The 19,780-nt window shown below is 40.8% G+C and carries 17 protein-coding genes; 5 read left to right on the forward strand and 12 right to left on the reverse strand.

Annotated features, from left to right (window positions below):
• Positions 1 to 229, forward strand: a 229-nt coding sequence (locus tag PE36_RS12555; RefSeq protein WP_006032412.1) for a DUF4212 domain-containing protein, incomplete at its 5' end; no start/stop codon positions are given.
• Positions 230 to 1,966 (forward strand): sodium:solute symporter family protein, encoded by a 1,737-nt coding sequence (locus PE36_RS12560; RefSeq protein ID WP_006032413.1) that lies wholly within the window; start codon positions 230 to 232, stop codon positions 1,964 to 1,966.
• 149 nt (positions 1,967 to 2,115) lie between these two features.
• Here the strand turns inward: PE36_RS12560 and kdsB are convergent, their stop codons facing one another.
• The 12 genes from kdsB to bioB all read right to left on the reverse strand — a co-directional run bounded on the left by kdsB (position 2,116) and on the right by bioB (position 16,216).
• The gene (gene kdsB, locus PE36_RS12565; protein ID WP_006032415.1) at positions 2,116 to 2,889 is read right to left on the reverse strand and encodes a 3-deoxy-manno-octulosonate cytidylyltransferase; all 774 of its coding nucleotides are present in this window, start codon (positions 2,887 to 2,889) and stop codon (positions 2,116 to 2,118) included.
• Positions 2,886 to 3,074, reverse strand: a complete 189-nt coding sequence (locus PE36_RS12570) for a Trm112 family protein (protein ID WP_006032416.1) — start codon at positions 3,072 to 3,074, stop codon at positions 2,886 to 2,888. Before PE36_RS12570 ends, kdsB begins: the two co-directional genes overlap by 4 nt.
• Complete coding sequence (gene lpxK / locus PE36_RS12575) at positions 3,058 to 4,050, reverse strand: tetraacyldisaccharide 4'-kinase (protein WP_006032417.1); 993 nt, start codon at positions 4,048 to 4,050, stop codon at positions 3,058 to 3,060. Before lpxK ends, PE36_RS12570 begins: the two co-directional genes overlap by 17 nt.
• An 8-nt stretch (positions 4,051 to 4,058) precedes the next feature.
• Positions 4,059 to 5,804 (reverse strand): lipid A export permease/ATP-binding protein MsbA, encoded by a 1,746-nt coding sequence (msbA, locus tag PE36_RS12580; RefSeq protein ID WP_006032418.1) that lies wholly within the window; start codon positions 5,802 to 5,804, stop codon positions 4,059 to 4,061.
• A gap of 208 nt (positions 5,805 to 6,012) precedes the next feature.
• On the reverse strand, positions 6,013 to 8,379 hold the full coding sequence (locus tag PE36_RS12585; RefSeq protein ID WP_006032419.1) for an RND family transporter: 2,367 nt from the start codon (positions 8,377 to 8,379) through the stop codon (positions 6,013 to 6,015).
• Between the two features lies 1 nt (position 8,380).
• Positions 8,381 to 9,559 (reverse strand): YCF48-related protein, encoded by a 1,179-nt coding sequence (locus PE36_RS12590; protein ID WP_006032420.1) that lies wholly within the window; start codon positions 9,557 to 9,559, stop codon positions 8,381 to 8,383.
• Between the two features lie 131 nt (positions 9,560 to 9,690).
• The gene (locus tag PE36_RS12595; protein WP_006032421.1) at positions 9,691 to 10,710 is read right to left on the reverse strand and encodes an AraC family transcriptional regulator; all 1,020 of its coding nucleotides are present in this window, start codon (positions 10,708 to 10,710) and stop codon (positions 9,691 to 9,693) included.
• A 235-nt stretch (positions 10,711 to 10,945) separates the two neighbouring features.
• A complete protein-coding gene (locus tag PE36_RS12600) occupies positions 10,946 to 12,322 on the reverse strand; it encodes a hypothetical protein (RefSeq protein ID WP_006032422.1) in 1,377 nt (458 codons plus the stop codon).
• Positions 12,323 to 12,442: 120 nt separating this feature from the next.
• A complete protein-coding gene (bioD, locus tag PE36_RS12605; RefSeq protein WP_006032423.1) occupies positions 12,443 to 13,150 on the reverse strand; it encodes a dethiobiotin synthase in 708 nt (235 codons plus the stop codon).
• A gap of 56 nt (positions 13,151 to 13,206) precedes the next feature.
• Positions 13,207 to 13,992, reverse strand: a complete 786-nt coding sequence (gene bioC, locus PE36_RS12610; RefSeq protein ID WP_006032424.1) for a malonyl-ACP O-methyltransferase BioC — start codon at positions 13,990 to 13,992, stop codon at positions 13,207 to 13,209.
• Positions 13,989 to 15,134 carry an 8-amino-7-oxononanoate synthase gene (bioF, locus tag PE36_RS12615; RefSeq protein WP_006032425.1) on the reverse strand — a complete coding sequence of 382 codons (1,146 nt, stop codon included), beginning with the start codon at positions 15,132 to 15,134 and terminating at the stop codon, positions 13,989 to 13,991. Before bioF ends, bioC begins: the two co-directional genes overlap by 4 nt.
• On the reverse strand, positions 15,134 to 16,216 hold the full coding sequence (bioB, locus tag PE36_RS12620) for a biotin synthase BioB (protein ID WP_006032426.1): 1,083 nt from the start codon (positions 16,214 to 16,216) through the stop codon (positions 15,134 to 15,136). Before bioB ends, bioF begins: the two co-directional genes overlap by 1 nt.
• A gap of 91 nt (positions 16,217 to 16,307) precedes the next feature.
• On the opposite strand from bioB, the gene bioA reads away from it, so the two are divergent.
• The 3 genes from bioA (at position 16,308) to asnS (ending at position 19,719) form a co-directional block, all read left to right on the forward strand.
• The gene (gene bioA, locus PE36_RS12625; RefSeq protein ID WP_006032427.1) at positions 16,308 to 17,606 is read left to right on the forward strand and encodes an adenosylmethionine--8-amino-7-oxononanoate transaminase; all 1,299 of its coding nucleotides are present in this window, start codon (positions 16,308 to 16,310) and stop codon (positions 17,604 to 17,606) included.
• A 180-nt stretch (positions 17,607 to 17,786) separates the two neighbouring features.
• The gene (locus PE36_RS12630) at positions 17,787 to 18,149 is read left to right on the forward strand and encodes a hypothetical protein (protein WP_043994493.1); all 363 of its coding nucleotides are present in this window, start codon (positions 17,787 to 17,789) and stop codon (positions 18,147 to 18,149) included.
• A gap of 169 nt (positions 18,150 to 18,318) precedes the next feature.
• Positions 18,319 to 19,719 (forward strand): asparagine--tRNA ligase, encoded by a 1,401-nt coding sequence (asnS, locus tag PE36_RS12635; RefSeq protein ID WP_006032429.1) that lies wholly within the window; start codon positions 18,319 to 18,321, stop codon positions 19,717 to 19,719.
• Positions 19,720 to 19,780 lie beyond the last annotated feature (61 nt).

Genomic DNA, 19,780 nt, shown 5'->3' on the forward strand with positions numbered 1-19,780 from the left:
GCAATCCAATATACGACTGATATTAACCTGTTTAGTAATTTGGTTTGTGGTGTCGTTTGGCTGTGGCATTTTATTCGTCGAAGAATTGAATGAATTTAGACTCGGTGGATACAAGCTTGGTTTCTGGTTCGCACAACAAGGTTCTATTTATACCTTCGTTGGTTTGGTTTTTTGGTATGCCGTACAGATGAATAAGCTGGACAAAAAACATAATGTTGAGGAAGAATAAATGAGCGAATTAAAACTCTATACCTATATCGCCGTATTTGGTTCATTTGCCATTTATTTTGCTATTGCCTGGTTCGCTCGCGCTAAAACAACCAGTGATTTCTATGCTGCTGGTGGTGGTATTACGCCATTACAAAACGGTATGGCGATCGGCGCCGATTGGATGAGTGCAGCGTCATTCTTATCAATGGCAGGTCTTATCGCTTTCATGGGTTACGGCGGTTCCGTCTTCTTAATGGGTTGGACAGGTGGTTTTGTACTCCTTGCGACCCTACTTGCTCCCTACATGCGTAAACATGGTAAGTTTACCGTTCCCGAGTTCATTGCCGACCGTTATGACTCCAAAACGGCTCGTGTCGTGGCGATTGTCTGTTTAATTGTAGCGTCAGTCACTTATATCATTGGCCAAATGAAGGGTGTTGGTGTTGCCTTCTCTCGCTTCTTAGAAGTTGATTACGACCTAGGTTTAGGCATAGGTATGATTGTGGTATGGGTTTATGCCGTACTTGGTGGTATGAAAGGGATCACATATACGCAAATCGCGCAATATTGTGTCCTTATCTTTGCTTATACCATTCCAGCAGTATTTATTTCATTACAACTCACAGGTAATCCCATTCCTCAACTTGGTTTAGGCAGTACCCTTGCTGATGGTAGTGGTGTGTATCTACTCGATAAAATCGATATGGTTGTTACCGACCTTGGGTTTAAAGAATATACCACTGATAACATGGGTGGCACATTAAACATGTTCGCTTACACCATGTCACTGATGATCGGTACAGCTGGTTTACCCCATGTAATTATGCGCTTCTTTACCGTACCGACAGTGAAAGATGCACGTGCATCAGCAGGTTATGCATTAGTATTCATCGCGTTACTTTATACTGTAGCACCAGCGGTAGGTGCAATGGCACGTTTCAATCTAATGAATACGATTGAACCAAGCGCTGGACAACCGCTCGAATATGAGAAACGTCCACAATGGTTTAAAGACTGGGAAAAAACTGGTCTATTGAAATTTGAAGATAAAAATGGCGATGGTAAAATCCAATATGTTGCAGACCCAGTCAAAAATGAAATGGTTAAAATTGACCGTGACATTATGGTACTGGCAAATCCAGCCATTGCAAATTTACCAAACTGGGTGATAGCACTAGTTGCTGCGGGTGGCTTAGCGGCTGCACTATCAACAGCTGCGGGTCTATTATTGGCTATTTCATCGGCCATATCACACGATTTAATGAAGGGCATATTAGTCCCGAATTTATCGGAAAAAAGTGAGTTAAAAGCCAGTCGTATCGTCATGACGATTGCCGTCATTATCGCTGGTTACCTCGGGCTCAATCCGCCTGGATTTGCCGCGGGAACGGTTGCCCTCGCCTTTGGTTTAGCGGGTTCATCTCTGTTTCCAGCGCTCATGATGGGTATCTTCTCGAAGAAAATTAATGGTCAAGCCGCTGTTGCAGGTATGTGCTCTGGTTTAGGTGTCACTATGATGTATGTATTCCAACATAAAGGCATTATGTTCATCCCAGGTACATCATTCCTCGGCGGTATGGAACAAAACTGGTTCCTTGGCATTTCACCAAATGCATTTGGTGTGGTTGGTGCAATTGTTAACTTCTCAGTTGCTTTCATTGTCACCAAAGTAACAGGTGATGCACCATTACATATTCAACAACTGGTTGATAATCTGCGCTACCCGCGTGGATCTGGTGCAGCGTCTGATCATTAAACTCTAACATAATAAAATTAAGGTAATAAAAATGCCGTTCAGATATGAACGGCATTTTTGTATTTACACTGTTTAATTCCAGCTATAGTTATCTACAAACCGATAGAGTTATCCACAAATAGCAATAAAACCAGTTTGTTACAATACTATTAACCAGTTATAGCTTGCTGTGCACTCACAATATTACGAACAACAACAAGGTCTTCTGGTGTATCAACACCTGCAGCAGGTGCTTCAAGCGCTTCTTCAACATGAATTTTCTCACCATGCCAAAGTACACGTAACTGTTCTAATGATTCGATCTGTTCAAGTTCAGTTTCTGCCCACTGAACGTAATCACGAATGAAACCAGCACGGTAAGCGTAGATACCAATATGACGTTGGTAAACTGGCTTAATCTCTGTCACCGGCTCGTGCATAAAATTATCACGATGATAGGGAATTGGCGCACGACTGAAATACAGAGCATAACCTTGCTTATCCGTCACCACTTTTACCGCATTCGGATTAAAGACTTCTTCAACATCGGTAATAGCAACAGACAAGGTAGCCATCCGCGCTTCGCTTTGTTTACCTAGGTTAGTTGCTACTTGTTCAATAATACGTGGCGGTATAAGCGGTTCATCACCTTGAACATTGACAATAATATCATCATCATTAAAGCCTAGCTTACTGCATACTTCAGCTAAACGTTCAGTACCTGAGTTATGTGTAGGTGACGTCATACACACTTCATAACCGAGTGCTGTTACCGCTTGTTCAATACGCTCATCATCAGTAGCAACAACAACACGTGAAGCACCACTTTGCAAAGCTTGCTCGGCAACGCGTTGGATCATTGTTTTACCACATATATCAACTAGCGGCTTACCCGGTAAGCGACTTGATTGATAACGTGATGGGATGATGACAATAAAACTCATTTAGCTAACTCTTCTGAGGTTAACTGGCGCGCTTTAACTTGAATTAATACTGGGATACCTTCCGTGATAGGGTAAGCAAGACGGTCTGCATTACAGATAAGTTCGTTATTGCTTTTGTCAAAATGTAATTTACCTTTACATACAGGACAAGCAATAATTTCAAGTAAGTTATGATCCAGAGTCATGGGTTAATTCCTTTAATTTTAATAATAACTGCGGTAAAAAATCGCTATCTAAACTTGCGTTTACCGGTAAATAATACCAATTATCCTGAGCAAAAGACTGACACTTAACAGCATCTTTTTCGGTCATAATAACGGTTCGCCCTGCTGCAAACTGTTCAATTTCAGCGGCAGTAAAAGCATGATGATCAGGAAATGAGAGATGTTCTTCAATCACATAATCGTGTTGTGCTAACGTAGTATAAAAACGCTGCGGATTACCAATACCGGCGATTGCAACCATCGATATAGACTTATCCGATGTCGCCACTGCATTATTTGTTACTTTACGTAATGGCGCAGCCACTAATAACATATTGAGCTCACCAGCCAAGCCGTTACCACCATTACAGATCACAAAATCAGCCGTATCTAAACGCCACGGACCTTCGCGTAACGGCCCCATCGGTAATAAATGTCCATTACCAAGCCGGCGTTTTCCATCGATGACGATTAATTCGATGTCTCGTTGCATGGCATAATGTTGCAAACCGTCATCAGTAATAATAACGTCTACATCAAAGTTGGCTAATAAGTGCGCAGCAGCATCGGTACGCACAGGGCTAATAACTAATGGACACTGCGTACGTTGCTGCAACATGAATGGTTCATCACCACTATGCGCAACAGGTGAATCCGAATTAACAATATAGGGATATTGTGGCGCTTTCGAACCATAACCCCGACTAATAATACCGGGTTTATAGCCAGCCGCCGTCAATTTCTCACACAAATAGACAACCAGCGGCGTCTTGCCCGTACCACCAACCGTAATATTACCCACCACAATCGTCGGTACGCTTGGTTTTATACTGGCTTTAATGCCCGATTTAAATAGCGCACGACGACAGCCAGTTATCGCTGCAAAAGTAATACTAAGCGGTGCCAGTAACCATTTTGACCAATGGTTACCATACCAAATATCCTCTTCTATTTTCACGTATAGACCTATTTGCCACCAAGTTGTAAGCGATGAAGTTGAGCATAATGATCACCTTTAGCAAGTAACTCGCTATGTGTACCACTTTCAACAATCGCGCCCGCTTCAATAACCAAAATACGATCTGCCGCTTCAATTGTTGATAGACGATGTGCAATCACTAACGACGTTCTATCTTTTTGCAATGTTTCGAGTGCTTGCTGTACTTTTTTCTCAGATTCCGCATCAAGTGCAGAGGTCGCTTCGTCTAAAATTAAAATCGGTGCGTCTTGTAATAGCGCACGGGCAATGGCGATACGCTGGCGTTGACCACCTGATAACATAGCGCCGTTTTCACCAACGATCGTATCAAAGCCATTATCAAAGCCTTCAATAAATTCTACTGCGTTAGCTTTACTCGCGGCCTCAATGATCTCCTCACGTGTCACTTCGTTAATACGGCCATAAGCAATATTAGCGGCAATCGTATCGTTAAATAAATGTACATGTTGCGATACTAAGGCAATCTGGTTACGTAACGATTTCAATTCATAGTCATGAAGAGGTCTATCATCAATACTGATCTCGCCTTTCTCTATTTCATAAAAACGCGTAATCAAACTAGCCAATGTTGATTTACCACTACCCGAACGACCAACAAGAGCAATCATCTCACCAGGTTGTGCGGTAAAATTCATATTTTCAATTAATCGCTTAGCTGCTGTCGGATAAGTAAAATCAACATTTGAGAAGGTGATTTTACCTGCTACACGTTCCGGTATATAGGTGCCTGTATTCTTCTCTGCTTGGAGGTCAAGAATATCAAATAAGCTGTTACACGCCGAAATTGCTTTTTGGATTTCAGAGTTAACGTTAGTGATGTCACGTAATGGACGTAATAACGCCATCATAGAACCGACAATAGCTACGAATTTACCCGGTGTAAGTTCCGCACGAATGGATTCAAAAGACGCAAGGTATAAAACAACACCGAGTGCAAATGAAGCTACGATTTGTACTAACGCATTACTTGCTGCACTGGTTGTTGCCATTTTCATTTGTTGTTGACGAATATGATTACTTACAGAACCAAAACGTTCGCGCTCTGTTTCATGTCCTGCAGACATTAATACGTCTTTATGACCATGTAACATTTGTTGCGCTGTTGATGAAACATTACCCATTGCTTCCTGTAGGCGTCGACTGATCACACGGAAACGACGACTCACAGAACCAATAATGATACCGACCAGTGGTGCAATAAATAATAAAACAAGGGATAACTGCCAGCTTTGGTAGAACATCCAAATAAGTAAACCAAAAATAAACGCACCACTACGGAACACATTCACGATTGTTTTAGATGCTGCGCCTGAAACTTGGGTCGAATCATAAATAATTTTTGATACTAATTCGCCCGATGGGGTTTTATCAAAAAAGCTCACCGGTAAATGCATTAGATGATCAAATAACTGACGTTGTAAACGCATTACCACGGTATGACCAGCTTTCGCCATGCAATAGCTTGAGCCAAACGACGCTAAACCACGTAAGGTTACCATGCCGACCACAAATAATGGCATCCACTTTAAGAATGCTGACGTTTCAGCGTTAAAGCCATCGTCGACAAGCGGCTGTAGAATATTAAGTAACGTTGCATCGACAATACCGTAACCAAGCATTGCGAGAACACCAAAACCTAAGGTGGTTTTTAAATCGAGGACATAAATAGAAAATCGCTTAACTGTCTGCCAAGCTGTACGCTGTTGATCCATGAAAACTGTCTTGTTATTGAGATAGACGGACATTTTAAACCTAGGTGAGCTAAAACGCCAAACTTTAAAGCATAGATCCAACGAATAACTGTTTTTTAACCATTTAAACGAAAAAAGGTTAACCCAAATGGATTAACCCTTTTCATGACAACAATTTAATTAATATACGTCTGCAGTAACTTGGGTATAAATCATAACTGACATGATTTTATGCCGCGTTACTTTTTTCTTCTTCCAATTTAGCCAGTTCCGGTGACGCGACAACTTGCGCATTGCCACCAATTTTTAACAACCAGGCTAGTGCAGGTAAGAAACACAATGCCCCAAGCATATTCCAAATAAACATGAAGGTGAGCATCAAGCCCATATCCGCTTGGAATTTAATTGGGGATAATACCCAAGTACATACACCAATGGCTAAAGTGACACCGGTAAACGCAACCGCTTTACCTGTACTTGATAATGCATATTTATAAGCATCTTGTAAGTTATCACCCATTTTCAAACGGGCTGATAATTGGCTGTAAATATAGATACCATAATCCACACCAATACCCACGCCAAGCGCAATCACAGGTAAGGTTGCCACTTTAACACCTATGCCTAATGTCGCCATTAATGCTTGCCCTAAAATAGAGGTCAGTGCTAATGGTAAAATTATACATATCAAGGTTTTAACCGAGCGGAATGTAAGGAAACACAGTAATGCCACGACACCATAAACCCACATCAACATTTGGTATTGGGCTTTTTCAATCACACTATTGGTTGCCGCTTCAATACCCGCATTACCGGCTGCCAGTGCAAAATTAACACCTTGTGTTTTATTCGCGGCAGTATAAGCAGTAATATCCGCAATCACAGTTTCTAAGGTATTGGCCTTATGGTCATCAAGATAAATAATCAGCGGTAACATACTGCAGGTATTATTCATAAACGCTGCAGGTGCACGCCCTACAGCAGCATTTAGCACCAGCTGATTAGGACTTAAACCTTGCCATTTAGGGTTACCTTCATTCATACCGACAATGGCTTTTTTGGCAATTGTCGCCACTGATAATGTTGATTGAACCCCAGGAATACCTTCAATATGTGCTTGCAACTGATTCACCGCATTTAATGTATGGTAACTACTACATTGCTCCGCAGGTGTTTCAACCATTAATACCATAATGTCGGTACTCGCTTGGTAATTATTTACCACATAAGCATTATCTAGATTATAGCGACTGTCAGCACGTAACTCTGGTGCACCCGCATCCAGGTCGCCAATTTTTAGCGATTGGCCTTGGTATAAACCGACCGCAAGGCAAACCACACCAAATATCAGCGCCGACTTAGCCCATTTCGCATCTGCAAAACGACTAAATACAGTCACGATTAACGGCGTTTTAGATTGTTCGGCTATCAAGTATTTTATGCCAGCGGGAGATACCCCCGTCCAAGACATCAAAATAGGTAGCAGTATCAAGTTAGTTAACAAGATAACCGCGACACCAACACTAGCCGCAGTGGCTAAATCCTGAATCACCTGAATTTCAATCACGTTTAAAGTAATAAAACCAAGTCCATCACTTAATAGTGCAATCAAACCAGGAACCGCTAACGCTCGAAACCCAAGACGCGCAGCCTGTTCTGACTTATTGCCTGCCGCCATATGCTGACCAATCGCACTAATTAACTGCACACCATGACTCACGGCAATCGCAAACACTAAAAATGGCACTAACATAGAGTAAGGATCAAGTCCCTGCCCCATTAAATTAAGCAGACCTAATTGCCAAATAACCGCGACTAGCGCACAGGTCACAGTAACAATCGTGCTTCTTAAACAACGACTATATAAATACAGTAATACAAAAGTAATGACGATAGCAGTTAAGAAAAAGATAACCACTTCAGCGGCACCAGCAATTAAATCGCCCACCACTTTAGCAAAACCAGTAATGTGAATCTTAACGCCATTCACTTCATACTTACTGCGAATTTCTTCTAATGTGATAGACAGTTGATTGTAATCTAATGGTTTACCAGTATCAGGGTTTATGCTCATTAACGGCAATATGAATACTGCCGATTTAAAGTTATCACCGACTAAATAACCAACTTGACCAGATAACATCACATTACGACGTAATCGGTCTAGGGTACGCTGACTACCGTCATAATCACTCGGGATCACAGTGCCACCGACAAACCCGTCTTCAGTAACTTCAGCCCAAGTTACATTTGCCGTCCAAATTGATTTCATCCCCGAACGGTCCACACCAGAGATAAAAAATAATTCATCATTCAATGTTCGCATCTGTTCTTGAAATTTGGCATTAAAAATATCACCATTCTCGTTTTCAATAACAACACGCACGCTATTGCCTAAACTGGCTAACTCTTGCTTATAATTTAAGTAGTTTTGAACATATTCATGCTGCACTGGGATCATTTTTTCAAATGACGCACTGGGTCTCACTAAACTCGCGTTATACGCCAAAAAAGCGGTAAGCAATACGATCACTGCAAACACAATATATTTAAAACCAAATAACTGTTTCTCGATCCAAATAGTAAGCTTTTCCATATTACTTCAGACCTCCCTGACCTAATTTACTTTTGCTACTGGTTTGCCAACCACGTAATCCTGTCGTGATCACATTATCATCGACAATTTTAACTGACGTGATATCAATACGTTGATTACTTTTTGAAATATTTTCGAAGGTATTGCCGTTATAGACTAGCTTTAATCCACCAGCACCAACTAATAACAGTTCTTTGTTATTGAGCCAATCTGCAGAAAAAATATGATTAGTCACACCAGTATCGAGGTGCTGCCAAGTCTCGCCTTGGTCTTGTGAAGCAAACATATTGCCTCGTAATCCATAACTATAAAGCGACGGACCGTTAACTTCGATACCAAATAAAGAACCAAGATAATCGATGTTTAATGAACGCCAGCTCTGGCCTTGATCTGAGGTTGCCATGCCCAAACCAGCTTCACCGACGATATAAATATTATTGTTATCATCTATCGTTAACGAATTAAGGTGAAACCCTTCTGGATTAGGTACTTGAAAACCTATATATTCCCAGTTATTACCACCATCTTTAGTCTCCAACATCGCGCCATAAGCACCAATAACAAGACCATAGTCTGCAGCGTTGAAGAGCACATCAAAAAACGCAATTTCAATACCCGAAGTAGCCGTTAAATCTTCTAATTTATACGACGCATCATCGAGTTGCATTTCAAGTTCATCAAGACTATCTTCATCGATACTGGCACTCTGAACCTGTTCAAACTCAGCCGTTAATAAAGTAACTTGAACCTCTAAACTGGTTTTAAGCAAACTGGTTAATTGGATACCATCAAACACCTTACTCCAATTATATCCACCATCTATGGTTTTTAATATGACCCCTTGATGACCTACTGCCCAAGCCACTTTATCATCAATAAACTCCACAGCCGTAATTGTCGTTTGCACGGGAACGTTCGCCTGAATCCAAGCTGAATCAGCATTCTCACGCACTAGAATACGACCGTATTCACCGACCATAACCTGACGCTGCAGGAAATGATCAATCTCTAAAAACAAACTTTTCTCTACAAGGTTATTCATTTCTGCTGCAACCTGTAACACATTATTGTTAACATAGCTGGTTGCTTTATTTGTCGCTTGTTCTTCACTGGCACTATGCACTAGTAATGGTACTGGTAAACTTAATGCACATAACAGCGCAAGCGATTTTTTATCCATACTTGGCATTCTTATCACCCTAATCCCTTAAGTTTACGAAGGTCTTCTCACTAAGACCTAAATTTTGTCATCAAATGGCAATCCATTTACCGCTTGGTATAACCAATTCTATCGTGCATATTAACGGCTATTTACGAATGGCAATGTTCTCCTCGATAAACGCCGGGAGTCACGCCTTTCCAACGTTTAAAAGCACGTGAAAAATTAGCCACATTAGAAAAACCTAACAGGTAGCTTATTTCCCCCAGCGATAAACGATTTTGATTTAAGTGTTGCTCAGCGGTTGTTTGGCGAATATTTTCTACTAAATCTTTATAACTTGTACCAGAATCATTCAGTTTACGCTGTAAACTACGTTGACTAAAGTTCAACTTCTCCGCCACAAAATCAATATTGGGTACACCCGTCGCCATTAAAGATACCACTTCTGAACGAACTTGGCTGACCACATTATTACAATCAAGACTAGCAAGATAATCATCAGCCGCTTTATCACTAAGCGAAATAAGGTCAGGTGCAAAATTTGGTAGTCGTTTTAATAGCAGTTTACGATCCATCACTAACATAGATTTACTTGAGCTAAATTCAATCGTACAGCCCGTATGGGCTTCAAATTGTTCAACACAGCGAGCATCAGCGGTAGTATACATTTTGACTGGAGAAAAGCCCGGATTAGAAAGATCTCGGCATATTTTGATGATAGATAGCAACATAGTTAATTCGAGTTGCGAGCCAATACGATTGATACTATCGGCAGACTCATTGAGGTTTAACCCAAGGTAACAGTACTGCTCATCTTCAGTTAAATTAATCCGACAGGTACTACTAAGCACCCGGTCATAATGAACTAAACGGATAAATGCGTCTTGTAATGATGAGGATGCTTGCAGTGCATAGCCTAACGCATGAAATGTGGTCGCTACGATGCATTGACTCACTTTAATCGGTAAAAGTGGATCATCCGTCAGTGTGACGGATTGTTCGAAGAGTTTATTACACAGGCTAACAGGGACACGACTGCCTACGTTGGTTATTTCATCAATGCAAACATCTGATTTTGATAGCAGTTCGAAAGGTTCTATGCCCTTCCACAATAGCGCCTTATATAAGGCAACTAACCAGCCTCCAATAACATCCCCTTGACCATCCATTGTCTGCGCTCCTTTGCTTATATTCCTGTCAATTCATTAATAATGGCTTAAAAATAGGACATACATCTTGATTAAACCAGAAGGCATAGAACAAATATTTCACATGAACAACATCTTAGCAACAAATTTAATGCAAAAGTAGGAGCTTCGCATCATAATAATTCAAACGTTTAATTGAATTGCCATAAAGTATTAAATACTGATTAGATTTAATCCCGTTATTTACATTAAATAACTAAAGGATCTCGCTAAATACATCCGCCGCTTCAATATCAAGAATACCAGAACGGTTCACTGTTATCTTATGACGTTGATAAACAACTTTAGCGCTGTCATCGTGCAAACCAACAACGACATTAACTTGATAACGTCTTTCAATCTGTTCTTTGCTTATTTTACCGTCGTTTTCTGCATATACAGCGCCTGTACCGCGTTCTAGAAAACGGATCAAAGGTCTAACACTAAAATAAATCTGTTCTTGAATGCGATCATAACCCGCTTGGAAACCTTTATTACTTACCTTCGTATCTAATCGATAGTGTAACAAAATTGATTCTTGCTTATTCTGCGGTCGACGACGATACAAAACGTCACGCACAACCGCAGGTAAATTACTCTGCTTAATATAATCAAGCCATACACGTTGCTTTGAGATAACCTGCTTATTTGATGTATCAATTAGCAACCTTGACCACTTTGGTCGACCTTTACGGATCCAACGCCATAACGTATTGTTGAATTCATCTTTAAAGATCTCCCTGAAGCCATAAATCACCGACAACACGGCAATCAACGCATAGGTCAGTCCTTTTAACTCACCTTGAGCAAAAAGTATGAGCGTTAATACGATCACCATCACCAAGGACGTTGCTGCACCTTTAACGATTTTTTTCTGATGTTTACCCAACTGTTGAGTTTCTTCTTTAAAAATCACGCCATGCTCGATCAATCGACGTAACAAACGCATTTTATTAGCGATTCGATTTGGGTCTAATACGGTATTTGCAGAATTATAACCATGTTCTAAGCGATACTTAGCTTCACCTCGACAAAAGCCAATAACTTCCGCACGTTCATCAAGAAAATCATTGCTCTTTTTACGCTTGGATAATGCCTTATAACAACACTGCTCGCTGAACCATGAAAGGTAGTTGTCAACGTTGTTAAAGTAAGCTCTTAGTTTTTCATCGGCAGGTGCATTACGGCGAAATTTTTTGATAATTGATTTAGCGACTTCAATTAATTCGATCAAGGCTAAATAAAATAATTGCGGCTCAATTTGCTGCTGAATATTTTGGATGTCTTTTTCAAATGCTTTAGCAAATTGATAAGCAAACAAATTCAAATTAACACGATACTCATCAGGAGAACGTTTCATTCGACTGGCAAAACGGCTTTGCACTAATGGCAGGTGTAAACCCTCTGAATAATACGCCCGCTTACCTTGAATTCCACGGTAAAAATAATCTTCTTCCGTTAACGTTTGCGGATTAATGCCCATCTCGTTAGGTAACAAAAAATACACGTCTACACGACGATAATCACCTTGTGGGATAAGGTGATTAAGTTTAAATGATAATTTATCTTCTTGTTTTAAAACAATCTTAGCCACGCCTTGTCTGTCCTTTAATTATTACACGTACTCCCTGCATTACGTCATAAATACCCACTAGTAAATATAGCTTGGGTATCTAAGTATTATGGGACATGTTATGACTAAGTATATTATCCCTTACAACGACAAATAAGAAGTTAAATCCAAATAGTTAGCTGAATTTTCATTTTTCTCATCTATTGATGAAAAATAAGGCATTTCACCCATTAATGGGGCTGATAATGCCACCGTTAATGTATCGATCATTTCATCATAATTAGCAATATCCGCGGTGAGACTGTTGGCAATCCAACCAACAAAATTTGCGTTTGAATGCAGGATCGCTTGTGCTGATAATATCGCATGGTTCAAACAACCTAACTTAATCCCTACTACAAGAATAACATCTAACTTATTTTCAGCTACCCAGGATGAAAAATAGTTCCGGTTATCAATAGGAAGGTGCCAGCCACCAGCGCCCTCGATCACCGTTACGTCAATGTCATCTGGCACTTGATTAACTGACGCATCCACTAACGCCAAATCAATAGACTCACCACGTTTAAGTGCGGCGATATGGGGGGCAATCGGTTCTTGATAAGCAATAGGGTTAACAATTTGATAAGCTAATTGATGCGATGCATGCTGTTGTAATAACAATGCATCTTCATTCCGTAATCCCGTCGATGTTAATTCACACCCCGCAGAAATTGGCTTCAAACCAACCGTTTTTAGACCTAAATTATTCGCGTAGTCCAGCACGGCACAACTAATCACTGTTTTACCAACATCAGTATCTGTACCGGTAATAAATATTTTCTTTGTCTTATTTGTCTTATTTGTCATCAATGACCTTTATACTATTTCTTAAGTTCAAATTTTATGTCTTAAATTCAGCGGTGTTAACGTTTACGCAGTAAGCAATAAGCGAGTTTATAGCTAAGTGGTAACAAGCCTTGATTGTCACGCAATGTTTCATAGTGAGCTTTAAATTCTCTTAGCTCACCTTGCGTCGTCGGTTTTGAATTTTTATCATGTACGTGATTAGCGCCAATACCTTTAAGGCTGTGCATGACTTCTTTTACACTGGAGTAATACATAGTTTGTATTTCCACGTGGAAGGTTTCAACACTTAGACCTGATTTTAATAACGCCGCTTTAATTTCGCCTTCCGACAGAAAACGATTTACATGGCGATGTGCGTTAACCGTTGACCACGATAGTGTTAATTCATCAAGGCTACCCGCAACTAAGGTGCTAAATAGCATTAAGCCCCTTGGTTTTAAACAACGCGATACTTCAATTAACGGCACAGCTAAATCATCACACCACTGCAATGCCAGATTAGAGACACACAAATCAATACTATTCGACGGTAATGGTAACGCCTCTGCATCACCATTCAACCAATAAGTCGGTGTCGTTAATTGATGATGTGCTTGAGCGTGAGCAAGCATGCCAAAGGACAAATCAACAGCAATTAACTGCTTACTACACTTCGCTAATACGGGTAATAATGCGCCGCTGCCACAACCGAGATCGACCGTCGTGTTATAAGCACGATCATTAACACTATGGGGTAAATAGTGTAATAAATTATCACTGGACAAGCGCTGTAATATAGCGTGTTGATCATAACTTGCCGCAGCTTTACTAAAACAACGTGCGACAGCATTTTTGTCAATCATGAAGCACCTCCACTATTTATATTTAACGCTTCCTGCAGCCGAGTCAGTAATAAATCAATATCTTCAATACTATGATTCGCAGATAACGTAATACGTAAACGTGATGTACCTTGTGGCACCGTCGGCGGTCGAATGGCTTTTACTAACAAACCTTTACCCGCTAGATATTGACTGATCTTCATTGCCTTATTTGCATCACCAATAATAAGTGGTTGAATGGCTGTATCAGATGGCATTAAGGTAATGTTACGTAAAAAACATTGTTGCTTAAAATAACAAATAAGTTGATTTAAATGCACAACACGCCATGTTTCTGTCATCATGATCGTTAACGCTTTATCTATACATAGCGCCATTGCAGCCGGCATTGCGGTCGAATAAATATAAGGTTTCGAAAAGTTAACTAAATATTCGATAACATCTTTCGAAGCAGCAACAAATGCCCCTGATACCCCCACCGCTTTACCAAACGTCGCCATATATAAATCAACATCACTGGCTAGTAAACCGTGCTGTTTAAGGCTATGTTGTCCTTGCGGTAAGACCCCAAAACCATGTGCATCATCGACCAACAACCAGCTGTCATGGGCCTTGCATTGCTGACTAATAGCACGCAAGTCTGACATATCACCATCCATGCTAAACACACCTTCTGTAACAACCAGTGCGTTAGCATGCTTAGGGCGATAATGAGTTAGGATTTGAGCCAGGTGTCCACTGTCATTATGCTTAAAGCGTTTCATGGTTGCTGGTGAATAACTCCCCGCTTCAATTAATGAAGCATGGTTGAGCTTATCCTGGACCAGCAAATCATTTTTATTTAACAAGGCTTTGATTAGCGCTTGATTGGCACTGTAGCCAGAGTTAAATAATAAACTTGATTCATAACCCGTTATGTCAGCTAACTTTTCTTCTAGTGCAGCATGAGCATGGGTATAACCCGTCACTAACGCAGATCCACCGCTACCAACGCCATGTTCGCTTGCGCCACGCTGCCATGCCGCAATAACATCGGGGTGTTTAGAAAGCCCTAAATAATCATTAGCGGAGAAATTAATCGCCTCATTACTTACCGCCCGCGTGCGTAACAGAGATTGTGTTTGCTGCTGGCGTAATGCTTGTGTAATGAATTCAAAAGCCATTAAAGTACCGCACTTTTCGCGCCAACATTATTTTTATTAACAGCTGTCGCGTCATAAAACAGTGACGGTGACGCCTGCTCTGCTATTTCATCGAGTAGCTGCGCGGATTGTGCTTCATCACTGGCTTCACGGATACGTGCAGGATGCAATCCAAGTTTCTTAAATAAACGCTTATCACTGCCTTCATCCGGATTGTCCGTCGTTAACAATTTACAACCATAAAAGATTGAATTAGCACCAGCCATAAAGCAAAGTGCTTGCGTTTGTTCGCTCATCGTCTCACGGCCAGCAGATAAACGGACATACGATTTAGGCATTAATATACGTGCAGTAGCAATGGTACGTACAAACTCTATTTCGTCTAAATCGGGTGTATCTTCAAGCGGTGTTCCTGCCACTTTAACTAACATGTTAATTGGCACACTTTCAGGGTGGTGCGCTAAGTTAGCCAGTGATTTGAGTAGACCAATACGATCAAGTTGTTGCTCACCCATGCCAACGATACCGCCCGAGCATACTTTCATGCCAGCGTCACGAACATGATCTAAGGTATCTAAACGGTCTTGATAAGTACGCGTGGTAATAATTTGTTCGTAGTATTCTTCTGACGTATCAAGATTATGGTTGTAGTAATCTAAACCCGCTGCAGAAAGTGATTGTGCTTGTTCGGGCGCTAACATGCCTAACGTCATGCAAGTTTCCAGTCCCATGGCTTTAACGCCTTTAACCATATCAATTAAATACGGCATATCACGCTTATGTGGATTTTTCCAAGCCGCCCCCATACAAAAACGACTGGCGCCATTCTCTTTCGCTTCGACAGCGCGTTTAAGCACTGTTTCTACTTGCATCAAGCGTTCTTTCTCAATACCCGTTGTATAGCGTGCGCTCTGTGGGCAGTACTTACAATCCTCAGGACAAGCACCGGTCTTGATTGATAACAGCGTACTGATTTGCACACTGTTTGGATCAAAATTCTGACGATGCACCGTTTGAGCCTGAAACATCAAATCATTAAACGGTTGGTTAAATAGTGCTTCAATCTCATCAATTTGCCAGTCATGGCGAACGCTGTTAGTCATCTAAAATCCTTTATTTGAATTTGTGCTTAAACTCGATTAGTCTATCCAGCATAGCCGCAAGGTCAACCAAATGCTAAAACCAAGGTTTACAATGACTCAAAAAACACACAGCGAATCAATGAAGTTCGACCAGCAACACATCTGGCACCCTTACACATCGATGACAAAACCATTACCTTGCTATCACGTTGATAGTGCTGAAGGTGTTTATCTAACGTTGAATGACGGTACGCGATTAATCGACGGCATGTCTTCTTGGTGGGCATCTATTCACGGCTACAACGTCCCTGCGCTCAATCAAGCAATGCAGCGACAAGCAAGTAAAATGTCCCATGTCATGTTTGGTGGTATCACCCATCAGCCAGCTATCAATCTGTGCCAAAAATTAGTTGATATAACACCCGACGGTCTAGAGTGTGTGTTCCTCGCAGATTCAGGCTCAGTCAGTGTCGAAGTGGCAATGAAAATGGCGATTCAATATTGGCATCATCAACAACCGACCAAGAAGAAGTTTGTCACCATACGCAATGGTTATCACGGTGATACTTTTGGGGCAATGTCGGTATGCGATCCAGATAATGGCATGCACGAATTATTCACGGGTTTCTTAGCGCCACAATTTTTTATTGATGCACCGAGCATCAAATTTAACCAGCAATGGCAGCAAAGTGCCATGCAAGACTTAGAGCAAACCTTAGTAGACAATCATCAGCAAATAGCAGCATTTATATTAGAACCGATTGTGCAGGGTGCAGGCGGGATGAAGTTTTATCACCCGGAGTTTTTACGCCAAGCAAAATTACTGTGCGAACGTTTTGAGGTGTTATTGATTGCAGATGAGATAGCGACGGGTTTTGGTCGAACCGGAAAACTATTTGCTTGTGAGCATGCAGGCATCACACCTGACATTATGTGTTTGGGTAAAGGCATCACCGGCGGTTACATGACACTGGCAGCAACATTAACCACCCGACACGTGGCAGAGACTATTAGTAACGGGCCAAGCGGTGTATTAATGCACGGTCCTACCTTTATGGGTAATCCCCTTGCCTGCGCGGTCGCCAATGCCAGTATTGATTTATTAATGACAAGTGACTGGCAACAACAAGTCGCGCGCATTGAAAAGCAACTGCAACAGGCAATACTGCCTTTAGTTGAACATGACAATGTCAGCGATGCGCGTGTGCTTGGCAGTATTGGCGTTATCGAAACCAAACGATCTATCGATCTGGCAAAAGCCCAAGTGCTGTTTGTTGAATTGGGTGTATGGATCAGGCCTTTTGGTAAGCTGCTGTATATCATGCCTCCTTATATTATTTCAGAGACCGAATTGGACACATTATGCAATGTGATCAAACAAGTACTTGATGCCGACATTTGGGCTAAATAACTTATTACCAAAAAATCAATTTAGCTTTATCTTGGTTTGACTTGCAATATCATCAAAATAGTCTTTGCTAAACTATGGGTACCACGTCTACATTTGTGACATGTGTACTTAATAACAATTAATGTAACAAGCTTAATGGCGAGTTTGTTACATTAATTACTTTAGTTTATGGAGTCATCTATGCTCAATAATTTATTAATTTTCGGTTTAACAGTCATTAGCTTGTCGGCGATCTCATATATTATCTATATTAAAATAATTGCACCGCTTGCAAGTATCACGGGTTATATTCGGGAAGCCACATTTGAGCATAGCATCATCAATAAACTTGAACATGCAACAGACACGCATGGCTTATCCGAGCGCTATAATTTAATGCTCGATAACAATATAAGTGAATCGAACTATTTCGATAAATTAGAACAAAGCTTAAAACAGCGTAACGCAAGTCAAACAAATAGCCCCCTAATCAAACCGAGCCGTAGCATGCTAAATCAACTAAGTTTGCTGCAACAAAAGAAAAAGCAAATCAATTACCATTAGAATCCTTAATTATTTGCGAATATTGGTGTTAATTTACTAAATAATAAGCAAACAAAATGATTTTTCATTGTTTTTACTTGTATCCTGCAACTGCAAAGGTAATATAACCTTACTTAAATAATCATCATTCGCTCAGCAAGAGCTTTTTATGCTGGAGAGCAATAATCCTATGACGCATACGTCAGTTAAAGATATTTTTGCCGGTAAATTCCCGGTAGGCAGCACAGTTACAACGAAAGGCTGGATCCGCACACGCCGTGATTCTAAAGCTGGTATCTCTTTTCTAGCTGTTTACGATGGTTCGTGTTTCGATCCTATCCAAGCAGTTGTGAGCAAAGATTTACCGAACTACTCAGACGACGTATTAAGTCTTACTGCAGGTTGTTCAGTTGAAATCACAGGTACAGTAGTTGAATCACCTGGTAAAGGTCAAGCATTCGAAATCCAAGCAACAGAAGTTATTGTGCTTGGTTTAGTAGAAGACCCTGATACTTACCCTATGTCAGCAAAACGCCACAGCATCGAATACCTTCGTGAACACGCTCACCTTCGTGGCCGTACTAACGTAATGGGTGCGGTTATGCGTGTTCGTAACTGTTTATCACAAGCTATTCACCGCTTTTACCATGAAAATGGTTATAACTGGTTAAGCACGCCAATTATCACAGCAAGTGACTGTGAAGGTGCGGGCGAAATGTTCCGTGTAAGCACACTGGATATGAATAACCTGCCTTTAACTGATAAAGGCGAAGTTGATTACAACCAAGATTTCTTCGGTAAAGAAGCATTCTTAACTGTATCGGGTCAATTAAATGCTGAAACTTATGCTTGTGCAATAGGTAAAGTATATACGTTCGGCCCAACTTTCCGTGCAGAAAATTCAAACACAACACGTCACCTTGCAGAATTCTGGATGGTTGAACCTGAAATTGCATTTGCTGATTTAGACGATGCTGCAAAATTAGCTGAAGATATGCTTAAGTATTGCTTTAAAGCTGTACTAGAAGAGCGTATGGATGATATGCAATTCTTTGCACAACGTATCGATAAAGACGCTATTACTCGCTTAGAAAGCTTTGTAGATTCTGACTTTGCTCAAATTGATTATACTGACGCAATTAAGATCTTAGAAGAATGTGGTAAAGAATTCGAATTCCCAGTTTCTTGGGGTATCGATATGTCTTCTGAGCACGAACGTTACCTTGCTGAAGTACACTTCAAAGCACCTGTTGTTGTTAAAAACTACCCGAAAGATATCAAATCTTTCTACATGCGTATGAATGATGACGGTAAAACAGTTGCAGCAATGGACGTACTTGCACCAGGCATCGGTGAAATCATCGGTGGTAGCCAACGTGAAGAGCGTTTAGATATGCTTGATAAACGTATGGAAGAAATGGGCCTAAACAAAGAAGATTACTGGTGGTACCGTGATCTACGCCGTTTTGGGACAGTGCCACATTCTGGTTTCGGTCTAGGTTTCGAACGTTTAGTGTCTTATGTAACTGGTATGCAAAATATCCGTGACGTAATTCCTTACCCACGTGCGCCACGTACAGCGGAATTCTAATTTAAGTGTATTGTTAGTTTTTAAAATAGAAAGCTAACCACTTAAAACAAAAAGGCTGGTG

The organism is Moritella sp. PE36 (genome assembly GCF_000170855.1).
GTDB lineage: Bacteria > Pseudomonadota > Gammaproteobacteria > Enterobacterales > Moritellaceae > Moritella.